The 9,591-nt window shown below is 65.9% G+C and carries 12 protein-coding genes; 7 read left to right on the top strand and 5 right to left on the bottom strand.

What is annotated here, in order from left to right:
- The 5 genes from J1M81_RS11525 to J1M81_RS11505 all read left to right on the top strand — a co-directional run.
- Positions 1-1,126 (top strand): DUF445 domain-containing protein (locus tag J1M81_RS11525; protein WP_206498044.1); only part of this gene is annotated, 1,126 nt, incomplete at its 5' end.
- 73 nt (positions 1,127-1,199) lie between these two features.
- Positions 1,200-1,667: a helix-turn-helix domain-containing protein gene (locus J1M81_RS11520; RefSeq protein WP_027498394.1), complete on the top strand. Its 468-nt coding sequence runs from the start codon at positions 1,200-1,202 to the stop codon at positions 1,665-1,667.
- Positions 1,660-2,454, top strand: a complete 795-nt coding sequence (locus J1M81_RS11515) for a heparin-binding hemagglutinin (protein ID WP_032373735.1) — start codon at positions 1,660-1,662, stop codon at positions 2,452-2,454. The genes J1M81_RS11520 and J1M81_RS11515 overlap by 8 nt, the downstream gene beginning before the upstream one ends.
- Before the next feature lie 67 nt (positions 2,455-2,521).
- Entirely contained in the window at positions 2,522-2,812 is a 291-nt protein-coding gene (locus tag J1M81_RS11510; RefSeq protein ID WP_027498392.1) for a DUF2516 family protein, read from the top strand.
- Between the two features lie 80 nt (positions 2,813-2,892).
- Positions 2,893-3,918 (top strand): alpha/beta fold hydrolase, encoded by a 1,026-nt coding sequence (locus J1M81_RS11505; protein WP_080731889.1) that lies wholly within the window; start codon positions 2,893-2,895, stop codon positions 3,916-3,918.
- A 10-nt stretch (positions 3,919-3,928) separates the two neighbouring features.
- Here J1M81_RS11505 and purU read toward each other — a convergent pair whose 3' ends face one another.
- Together purU and J1M81_RS11495 are read right to left on the bottom strand one after the other, a co-directional pair.
- Positions 3,929-4,813: a formyltetrahydrofolate deformylase gene (gene purU / locus J1M81_RS11500; RefSeq protein ID WP_032365183.1), complete on the bottom strand. Its 885-nt coding sequence runs from the start codon at positions 4,811-4,813 to the stop codon at positions 3,929-3,931.
- A gap of 13 nt (positions 4,814-4,826) precedes the next feature.
- Complete coding sequence (locus tag J1M81_RS11495; RefSeq protein ID WP_032373736.1) at positions 4,827-5,669, bottom strand: class I SAM-dependent methyltransferase; 843 nt, start codon at positions 5,667-5,669, stop codon at positions 4,827-4,829.
- 58 nt (positions 5,670-5,727) lie between these two features.
- On the opposite strand from J1M81_RS11495, the gene deoC reads away from it, so the two are divergent.
- Positions 5,728-6,378 (top strand): deoxyribose-phosphate aldolase, encoded by a 651-nt coding sequence (gene deoC / locus J1M81_RS11490; RefSeq protein WP_094715092.1) that lies wholly within the window; start codon positions 5,728-5,730, stop codon positions 6,376-6,378.
- Between the two features lie 61 nt (positions 6,379-6,439).
- Here deoC and J1M81_RS11485 read toward each other — a convergent pair whose 3' ends face one another.
- On the bottom strand, positions 6,440-7,186 hold the full coding sequence (locus J1M81_RS11485) for a DUF2993 domain-containing protein (RefSeq protein ID WP_027498387.1): 747 nt from the start codon (positions 7,184-7,186) through the stop codon (positions 6,440-6,442).
- A 110-nt stretch (positions 7,187-7,296) separates the two neighbouring features.
- On the opposite strand from J1M81_RS11485, the gene J1M81_RS11480 reads away from it, so the two are divergent.
- Positions 7,297-7,884, top strand: a complete 588-nt coding sequence (locus J1M81_RS11480) for a type IV toxin-antitoxin system AbiEi family antitoxin (RefSeq protein ID WP_027498386.1) — start codon at positions 7,297-7,299, stop codon at positions 7,882-7,884.
- Between the two features lie 3 nt (positions 7,885-7,887).
- On the opposite strand, the gene J1M81_RS26815 is transcribed toward J1M81_RS11480, so the two are convergent.
- A complete protein-coding gene (locus J1M81_RS26815; protein ID WP_052062814.1) occupies positions 7,888-8,859 on the bottom strand; it encodes an N-acetyltransferase in 972 nt (323 codons plus the stop codon).
- Complete coding sequence (locus J1M81_RS11470; RefSeq protein ID WP_032372340.1) at positions 8,856-9,551, bottom strand: methylase; 696 nt, start codon at positions 9,549-9,551, stop codon at positions 8,856-8,858. The genes J1M81_RS26815 and J1M81_RS11470 overlap by 4 nt, the downstream gene beginning before the upstream one ends.
- Positions 9,552-9,591: the final 40 nt, after the last annotated feature.

The following is a 9,591-nucleotide window of genomic DNA, read 5'->3' as shown; positions in this document are numbered from 1 at the left end:
GGTGGGGTACGTCCGAGCGGCGTCGGAGGCGGGCATGGTGGGCGCGCTGGCGGACTGGTTCGCAGTGACGGCCCTGTTCAAGCATCCGCTGGGCATTCCGATTCCGCACACGGCCCTGATCAAGAAGAAGAAGGACCAGCTCGGTGCCAGCCTGAGCTCGTTCGTCGGTAGCAACTTCCTCGCGCCCGAGGTCGTCTCGGAGAAGGTCGCGTCGGCTCAGGTGCCGTTGCGGCTCGGCACCTGGCTCGCCCAACCCGACAATGCGGAACGGGTGGCGGCCGAGGCGGCAACGGTGCTGCACGGCGTGGTCGACGTGCTCAACGACGAGGACATCACCGCCGTCATCGACAGCACCATCGTGCGCCGACTGGCCGATCCGCAATGGGGGCCGCCGATCGGCCGCATCCTCGACGAGCTGCTTCGCGAGAACCGTCAGCTTCCGCTGATCGACATGCTGGCCGAGCGGGCTCATCAGTGGGCATTGGGCAGCCAGGAAATGATCGATCGTGTGGTCGCCCGGGACTCGCCCAACTGGTCGCCGAAGTTCGTCGACACACTGCTGGGGGAGAAGGTCTACAAGGAACTCGTCGAGTTCACGTGGAAGATCCGCTCCAATCCCGAACACGAGGTGCGCCTGGCGGCGAACAAGTTCCTCGTCGACTACGCCAACGATCTGCAGAACGATCCGGCCACCATCGAGAAGGCCGAGAAGCTCAAGGCACAGATCATGGGCCGCGAGGAGATCACCGGGCTCGCCGCGTCGACGTGGAAGGTGGCCAAGCGTCTGATCACCGAGTCGGTGGACGATCCGACGAGTACTTTGCGCAACAAGATCAAGGAGAACACGGCCAACTTCGGCATTCGACTGCGCGACGACGACGAACTGCGCGGAAAAGCCGACGGATGGCTGCTGGGTGGGGCCCGTTACATCGCTGCCAACTACGCGGACGAGATCACGACGATCATCGGCGACACCGTCGCGCGCTGGGACGCCGAGGAAGCGAGCAGGAAGATCGAACTGCAGGTCGGACGGGATCTCCAGTTCATCCGGATCAACGGCACCGTCGTCGGTTCCATCGCAGGCCTGGCGATCTACACCGTCTCCGATCTGATCTTCGGGCACTAGTGCTAGCAGAGTGCTTGCAATAGTTAGCACCCTTCGGTACCGTCCAGTAGGACACCGAAACCAGGAGGCCGAGATGGCCGAGAACGAGGGGGATCTGGTCGCCAAAGCGACCGAGGCGACGCAGGTGGTCGCCGAGGCCGGAGACCTTGTCGCCGCAGTCGTCACGACTGCAGCCCAGGACATCGGAAGCTACATCCGGTCTCAGCGAGAAGCCGCACAAGTATCCATGCGGCAGCTCGCGAGCAGGGCCGGAGTGAGCAACCCGTATCTGAGCCAGATCGAACGCGGACTACGCAATCCGTCCGCAGAAGTGCTTGCGCAGATAGCCAAGGGTCTGCGCGTCTCCTCCGAGGTGCTGTACGTCCGGGCCGGGATCTTGGAAGCGCGTCCCCACGGTCCGGTGCGCGAAGCTCTGCTCGGCGATGAGCACATCACCGAACGGCAGAAGCAAGTGCTGATCGAGATCTACGACTCGTTCTGTCGTGAGAACGAGTCGACGCAAGAGCCCGAAACCGACGAACAGGAGACACCAGATGTCTGATTCCAAGAACTTCGAGAACGTCAAGACTCCGATTTACGCAGCTGTCGGTGCCGGCGACGCAGTCGTCCAGGCCGTCGCAGATGTCGTGGCACAGGTGCGCTCGCGCGCCGAGAGCCGGACCAGCGAGGTCAACGCCCGCATCGCAGACCTCTCCGACGAGGTCACCGAGGGCGTCGAGTCGCTCCGCGAGCGCCTGACGAACCTGCCCGCAGAGCTGCCCGACGAGATCGCCGAGCTCCGCGAGCGCTTCACCCCGGACGAGCTTCGCAAGGTAGCCGAGGCGTACCTCAAGGTCGCGTCCGACCTCTACACCTCGCTCGCCGAGCGCGGCGAAGAGACCGTCGAGCGCATCCGCCGCACCCCGGCAGTCGAAGAAGGCTTCGAACGCGCCAACTCCGCCGCCAACGACGTCGTCGACCTCACCGAGCACGCTCTCGGAACTGTCGCATCGCAGACCCGCGCGGTCGGCGAGCGCGCCGCAGCTTTGGCCGGCATCGCGTCGGACAAGGTTCGTGAAGGTGCCGACGAGATCTCCGAGGCCGCCGACGAGCTCGCCGAGAACATCGACGAAGCCGGCGACGAAGCCAAGGACAAGGCCGTCGAGGCGTCCGACAAGGTGAGCGGCGTGGCAGGCAAGGTCGAATCCAAGACCCGCGGCACCGCCGACGCACCCATCAAGAAGGCTGCTCCGGCACCGGCCAAGAAGACGGCACCGGCACCGGCCGCCAAGAAGACCGCACCGGCACCGGCTGCCAAGAAGGCTCCGGCCAAGAAGACCACCAGCTAAAGCACTCGTAAAGAAAACGACCCCTGCACCGCACGGTGCAGGGGTCGTTTCTCGTACACTGGGCGACGTGATTGCGAGCAGCTTCTCCCAGACGATCTTCCTGATCCTGCAAATCATCTCGATTGCAGGGGCTGCGTACGCAATCTTCCACGCGCTACGCCAACGTGCCGACGCTTTTCCGGCCACCGGCAAGCTGACCAAGAACGCCTGGCTGGGCATTCTGGCCGTCGGGCTGCTGCTGACGCTGATCGGCCCGATCGTCATCATGTTCTGGATCATCGGAGTCGTCGCGATCGCGGTGTACCTGGTGGACGTGCGTCCCAAGATCGACGGAATTCAGCGCGGACCGCGCTGGTAGAGGGGCTTGAAGCACCCGTTCGGCGCTGGGCGTAACCTCTACCGCACCCGCTCGGGGGTCACAGGTAGAGGGGAATATCAGTGGTTTCACGCAAGGTAATCGAACGTTCGCTGCTCGGAGTCGGAGGCATCGCCGCTGCCGCGAGCATCGGGGCCTTCGTCGTTCGGCGACGTCGACTGCATTCGTTCACCAAGACCACGGACGTGCAGCCGGACGAGTTGCTGCAGCATCCCACGGCCGAGCCGACCGTCACCGAAGTCGTCACCGACGACGGCGCACACCTGCACGTGCGCAGCTACGGTGACCCCGATGCCGAACCCGTCCTGTTCAGTCACGGTTGGACCTGCTCGGCCGATTATTGGTTTCCGCAGATCAATGCGCTCGCAGGTCGCTACCGCGTCATCGTCTACGACCAGCGCGGACACGGGCGCAGCGACGTCGGAACGCGTCCGCTGAGCCCTGACGTACTGGCCGACGACCTGTCGGCCGTTCTCTCGGCCACCGTCACCGAGGACAACAAGACCGTCCTGGTGGGGCACAGCATGGGCGGCATGTCGATCATGGCGTGGGCCGGAAATTACCCCGATCAGGTCGACCGCCTGGTCAGCGCCGTGCTGCTCGCCAGCACGGCGACGGATTCCCTCGTCCGAGAGACCACCGTCATCCCGTTGCCGCAGCGCTTCCCCCGGGTGCCCGCCCCCGTGGGACGCGCTGTGCTGAGTTCCGCGCTACCGCTACGGCCGTCCCCGGTGACCCGCCAAGCCATCAAGTACATTTCGATGGCCCCCGGTGCCACGCCCGCCGAGGTAGCGTTCTGCGAGAAGATCGTGCTCGAGTGCGCGCCGCGTACCCGGGGTATCTGGGGCGCTGCGCTGAGCGACCTCGACATCCGCGAGGCGCTCGAGAACATGTCCGTGCCCACCAGCGTGCTCGTCGGATCTGCGGATCGACTGACCCCGCCCGTGCATGCGCGCAAGCTCGCCCGAGCACTCGACGACCACGACCACCTGAGCCGACTGATCGTGATCCCCGGAATCGGCCACATGAGCTCGGTGGAAGCGATCGACGACTTCAACGCCGAAGTGGTTCGTCTGCGGAACCTGTGACCCGAACGGTCTAGCTGAACACCACGGTCTTGCGTCCGTGCACCAGGACGCGATCCTCGAGGTGCCAGCGCAGGCCGCGGGAGAGCACCAGCTTCTCGATGTCGCGCCCCTGACGCACCATGTCGGTCACCTCGTCGGAGTGGTCGACGCGGATGACGTCCTGCTCGATGATCGGACCTGCGTCGAGCTCGGCCGTCACGTAATGGCACGTCGCGCCGATGAGCTTGACGCCACGGGCGAACGCCTGGTGGTACGGCCGAGCACCGACGAACGACGGCAGGAAGCTGTGGTGGATGTTGATGGCGCGACCGGCCCAGTGCTCGCACAGCGACTCGGGCAACACCTGCATGAAACGCGCCAACACGACCGCGTGCGGGTCGTAGGAGTCGACGAGCGACCGAACTTCCTCGAAGGCCGGTCCGCGCTCGGACGGGTCCTTCGCGAACTCGACGTGATGGAAGGGTGTTCCGTGCGCCGCAGCGACGGGCTCGAGCGACCTGTGGTTGCCGATCACCGCCGAGATCTGAGCGGGTAGCTCCCCGCCGGCCGCGCGGCCCAGGAGATCGTGCAAGCAATGCGCTTCCTTGCTCACCAGCAGTACGACTCGCTTGGGTGCGCCCGAATCATGCAGTGCCCATTCGGTTTCCGGGCCGAGCTCGGCAGCCACCTCGGCGAAGCGGGCACGCAGATCCTCGACACTCATGCTCACCGACGAGGCCCGCACGGCCTGACGCGTGAAGAACCAACCGGTATCGGGATCGGCGTGATAGGCGGCCTCGACGATCCAGCCGCCGACCTCGGCGAGAAACGTGGAGATACGGGCGACGATGCCCGTCTTGTCTGGGCAACCGAGGGACAGAACGTAGCGGCGATCCTCGGACACGGAAGAACTCATGAGGGCAATTCTCTCAGGGCGCTCGCAACCCGGTTGCCACCAGTGTCCCGAGATCGATCGAATCGATGCCGCGCTCGGTCAGCGACGCGAACAAGTCCGCTCGAATCCGCCCGACGGCTGCCTCGTCGAACGGGGTGAGGGCACCGCGCAGAGCACTGCCCAACACGAAGCTCCACACGAACGACTCCGTGGCGGGTACATGATTGCTCAGCTCGGCCACCCGGACGTCCGTCGTACCCGCCGCCGCAAGCCACTCACCGAGCAGATCGGCCGTCTCCATCCGCCGGATCGGGTGCTTGTCGTACCCCTCCTGCGCGAGGCGGCCCACCTGCTCGGTGGACGGTGAATGTGCTGCGATCACCTCGAAGTACGCACGGGAGAACGCCTCGATTGCGCCCTGACGCCACACCGTCACCCCGACGCCGCCACCAGGCCGGACCAGCGACACCAGACGCGAGAAGTCCCGCTCGGGATTCGGCAGGAAGAAGATGCCGTACGAACACGTCAGGGCGTCGTATCCGGCGTCGGGAACGGTCGACGGCGGTTCCCAGGCCGTGGCGTCGGCGACGACGAAGTCGATGTTGCGCAGGGCGCGCTCGGTGGCGTTCACCCGGCCCACCTCCAGCAGGTCGTCGGCGAGGTCGACGGCATGGACCAGGCCGTCCGGGCCGACGGCTGCCGCGGCGGGGAGCGCGGACGCCCCCGTGCCGGAACACACGTCCAGTACGGCGTCGCCGGATCGCAGCCCGAGAGCGAACGTCAGCGACTGCCCGGCCGGGCCCCAGACCAGCGGCGTCACCGCGTCGAACTCCCTGCTGGTGGCGTTGAACGTGTCGGCGAGCGAGGCTGCGTCCATAGCCGAGAATGGTAGACCGACAGGGCCGCGACATGCGGTGCTGTGTAAAGCTGGGTTCATGACACTCACCCGCGCCGCCCTCGCCGGAATGGTCGATCACACCCTGCTCAAGCCGGAGGCCACGGCCGCCGATGTGGAGGCCCTCATCGAGGAAGGCCGCGAGCTGGGAGTGCTCGCCGTGTGCGTCTCCCCGTCGATGCTGCCGATTCGCGCCGAGGGAATGCTCACCGCTGTGGTGGCCGGATTCCCGTCGGGTAAGCATCATTCGTTGATCAAGGGATCCGAGGCGCGACTGGCGGTGCAGCAGGGGGCCGACGAGGTCGACATGGTGATCGACGTCGGCGCGGCCATTGCCGGGGACTACAACGCCGTTCTGGCCGACATCGTGACCGTTCGCGAAGGCATCGGCGACGCGGTACTCAAGGTGATCATCGAATCGGCAGCGCTGTCCGACGAGGCGATCGTCGAAGTGTGCCGCGCCGCGGAGAAGGCCGGAGCTCACTTCGTCAAGACATCCACCGGATTCCATCCCGCTGGCGGCGCGAGCGTCGAGGCGGTGCGGCTGATGGCCGAGACCGTCGGCGGACGTTTGGGCGTCAAAGCCAGCGGCGGCATCCGCACCACGGACGATGCCCTGGCCATGATCGACGCCGGTGCCACGCGGTTGGGGCTATCGGGTACCCGCGCGGTACTCGACGGTTTGAACTAGAGCGACTGCGTCGCACGTGCACGGAAACTCGTAGTGGGCTACGAGTTTCCGCTCAGGTGGGTTACGCGACCAGGGAGCAACCCTCAGGCGTCTGCTGATTCTGGTTCTGCTGGGTGGCCGGGATGGTGTACTGGCCACCTTCGAGGGCGAGCTCGATGCCGGAGTCGGTGACGGTCAGCGACGTCGGAGCCATGTCCAGCGGGTACGCCTGCAGGCTGTCGGTGAGCACGCCGACGACGGAATCGACCAGATCGGTGGGGATTCCCAGGCCCAGAATCGATGCGTCGACGGTTTGGACGTCGACCTTGCCGCCTGTGACCTGGGGCTTGACGGTCAGCTTCGCAAGCGCGCCGACGGCGAACTCCAGGGTGCCCGCCGACGCGTCGGACGTGACCCCGGAGACGATGGCACCGATGCCCTGGCTCTGCAGGGTGCGGGTGATGCCGTCGGTCGACCACGAGATGTCGGCACTCGAGCTACCGATGGTGCCGCCGGAGTCGGCGCTCTGGGTCAGATTCAGATCGTTCGCCTCGGCGTGCACGACCATGCCCTCGGCAGGGCCGAATCGAGCATCGTCGCTGTCGACGGTCACCGACGAAACCTTCTTGTCGACCAAGGACAGCAAGACCGGCTTGAAGCCGAGACCCACCTCCACCTGGCTGCCCAGCTCGGACTCGAGCTGGCCGGCGAGGCAGGATTTGATCTGCTGCCGAACGAACAGTTCTCCGCCGATGACGGCAACGAGGAGGACGACAACAACGGAGACTGCGATCAGCGGTACTGTGCTGCGCCTGGCTGAGGATGTCATTCCCGGCAGTCTTCCCGAAGTTTCTGAGCAAGCTCTGTGAAACTCGCCGAGTCCGGGGATTCGATTCGAAAGTTTGTGATGTGTAACACATTCTGACGTACTCTTGCTGAATGAGCACGATAGGACCGAGTGTGCAGGAGCTGCACTCGCTCGCTACCCGGCAGGACGGCTACTTCACCGCCGAACAGGCCGGTGAACTCGGCTTCGACTCTGCGATGGTGCGCGTCAACCTGGCCACGTCCACGTGGACTCGCGTCGAGCGCAATCTGTTTCGGCTCGGGCAGTGGCCGCACAGCGAACTCGAAGTGTTCGCCATGTGGTGCGCGTGGTTCGGCGGCGAGGCAGTGATCTCACACCAGAGCGCCGCCGAATTGCACGGTTTCGGACACCTGCACCCGCAGTTCGTACATCTCTGCGCGTTCGGAGACCTACGACTCACCGACACTCGCCTGGCAGTGCATCGACTGCGGCTCGAGCCGCGTGACGTCGAATCGGCCGGCACGTTCAACATCACCACTCCCGTACGCACGGTCCTCGACCTCGCCGCAGGTGGCATCTCGCAGATCACCCTCGACGAGGTGGTGGGCGACGCCGTGGCCATCGGTCGCGTCGACCCGCAGGCGCTGTACTCCGAGGCCGGCAGCAGCACCGATCGAGTGGCCGAACGCGTCGAACTGGCGCTGTCCGCCTGTACGTGATCGCTAGCCCGCGTGCACGATGCGGGTGCGGGTGACGACGAAGCCTGCGCGCTCGAAGGCTGCTCGCATGGGTGCGTTTGCTGCATCGGTGGTTCCGACTATGCGGTGCTGCCCGTCGTCGTGGTGTATCCGGACCATCTCGGACAGTAGATCGTCGACATAGCCCTGACCACGATGCTCGGGGAGCACCCCGAGATAGCTGATGGCCGCGTCGTAGGCATTTCTCGTCGGCACGACGAAGCCCACCGTCGTGCCGTCCAGTCGGCCCGCGATCTGCCAGGACTCCCGCCGCCCCGGTAGCGAACCGTAGAAGGCGAGATCGTCCGCGGCGAGTGCGGCGACGCCGTGCTCGGCGACCATCTCTCGAGTGTGGGAGTCCAGGCTTCCGGCTGCGACGGCCTCGAACACTTCGAGGAACTCTGCATCGGTGCCCGCCGAGAAGCGCAGGCGGGTCGACGTCTCGGGCCGCGGGTTGTCGGCCGTCCGGGCGAACGAAACGCGTTCGGTCGTGCGGGTGAAACCGCCCCTGTGTGCAGCCGATGCGCGCCACTCCAACGCCCGGGACAGAGAGTGGTCCATCGAGTTCCCCACCGGCACATCGACATTGAACTCCAGTGCGGTGCTGTGATCGAACGCTGCACGGGCGGCACCGACCAGGGCAGCGCCGACGTCGTCCGGTCTCTCCTCGTTCGGGGCGACCGACAGGCAGTCGAGGGTGACCGGGCTGGTTGCGTCGGAACGGCCCCACCACACCGCGCGCCCGACCGGACGGCCGGCGCGTTCGGCCAGCCATATCCACTCGAACCGGTAATTGCCCGATGCCATGTCCGCGCGGAGGCGAGCTGAATCGACCCACTCGACTGGTTCCGCAGTGCGCCACTGCTCGAGGACCTCGAGGTCGCCGGGCTCGCACGGCCTCACAGTGAGAAGATCAGGGACGTCCATGCGGATCTCCTTCGCAGCAGGATCGGTCACGTCGGGGCGACCGTGGACCAGGGCACCGTGAGCACGTTGTCTCGCATGCGGCGGCGGGGGAGTGCAACCGGGAGTCCTTGCTCGGCAAGCACTTTCAAGGCCGCCCGCCACCGCAGTCGGGGTCCGAACGGTGCCAGTGGTGCCGAGACCGACCACGCGCGGTCGGCGCGGCGGAGCACATCGTGGATCAGCTCGCCCTCGATGTTGCGGTGTATCAACACTTTCGGAAGCCGCTCCGCGATGTCCGACGGCATCTCGACATCGAACGGGTCCCAGGCCAGAGTCAGAGATCGCGGCCCGTCGGCGTCGAGCAGCACCCATGCGCAGCGTCGACCGAGTTCGTCGCACGTGCCGTCGACCAGCAGGCCGCCGGGTGCCAGGCCCGACAGAATGCGGTGCCAGGCACCAGGAACCGCGTCCTCGGGATATTGCCGCAGCACGTTGAAGGCCCGCACCAGATTCGGTCGCAGTCCGGCCAACTCGAAACCGCCACGGGCGAATTCGACGCCGTCGCTTCCTTCGACGACCCGCGCGGGATCGATTTCGAGACCGGTGACGCGAACATCGGGCCGAATCGTGCGGAGGCGTCCGGCGAGTTCGAGGGTGGTGTTCGGCATCGCCCCGTACCCGAGGTCGACGACGAGGGGATCCGGTGACTCGAGCAGGACGCGTCGCACATCGGGATCGTGCATCAACCACCGGTCGCTGCGACGCAACCGGTTGATGCCGGTG

The sequence above is a fragment of the Rhodococcus sp. KRD175 genome (genome assembly GCF_017168275.1).
In the GTDB taxonomy this organism is placed as follows: domain Bacteria; phylum Actinomycetota; class Actinomycetes; order Mycobacteriales; family Mycobacteriaceae; genus Rhodococcoides; species Rhodococcoides fascians.
This window is presented reverse-complemented; position numbering and strand designations above follow the sequence as displayed.

What these genes read in the sequence shown, in the direction of transcription:
- J1M81_RS11470 (WP_032372340.1), bottom strand. Translation starts at nt 9,551, where the DNA reads ATGCACGATCCCGATGTGCGACGCGTCCTGCTCGAGTCACCGGATCCC.
- J1M81_RS11480 (WP_027498386.1), top strand. Translation starts at nt 7,297, where the DNA reads ATGAGCACGATAGGACCGAGTGTGCAGGAGCTGCACTCGCTCGCTACC.
- J1M81_RS11515 (WP_032373735.1), top strand. Translation starts at nt 1,660, where the DNA reads ATGTCTGATTCCAAGAACTTCGAGAACGTCAAGACTCCGATTTACGCA.
- J1M81_RS11520 (WP_027498394.1), top strand. Translation starts at nt 1,200, where the DNA reads ATGGCCGAGAACGAGGGGGATCTGGTCGCCAAAGCGACCGAGGCGACG.
- J1M81_RS11495 (WP_032373736.1), bottom strand. Translation starts at nt 5,669, where the DNA reads ATGGACGCAGCCTCGCTCGCCGACACGTTCAACGCCACCAGCAGGGAG.
- deoC (WP_094715092.1), top strand. Translation starts at nt 5,728, where the DNA reads ATGACACTCACCCGCGCCGCCCTCGCCGGAATGGTCGATCACACCCTG.
- purU (WP_032365183.1), bottom strand. Translation starts at nt 4,813, where the DNA reads ATGAGTTCTTCCGTGTCCGAGGATCGCCGCTACGTTCTGTCCCTCGGT.
- J1M81_RS11485 (WP_027498387.1), bottom strand. Translation starts at nt 7,186, where the DNA reads ATGACATCCTCAGCCAGGCGCAGCACAGTACCGCTGATCGCAGTCTCC.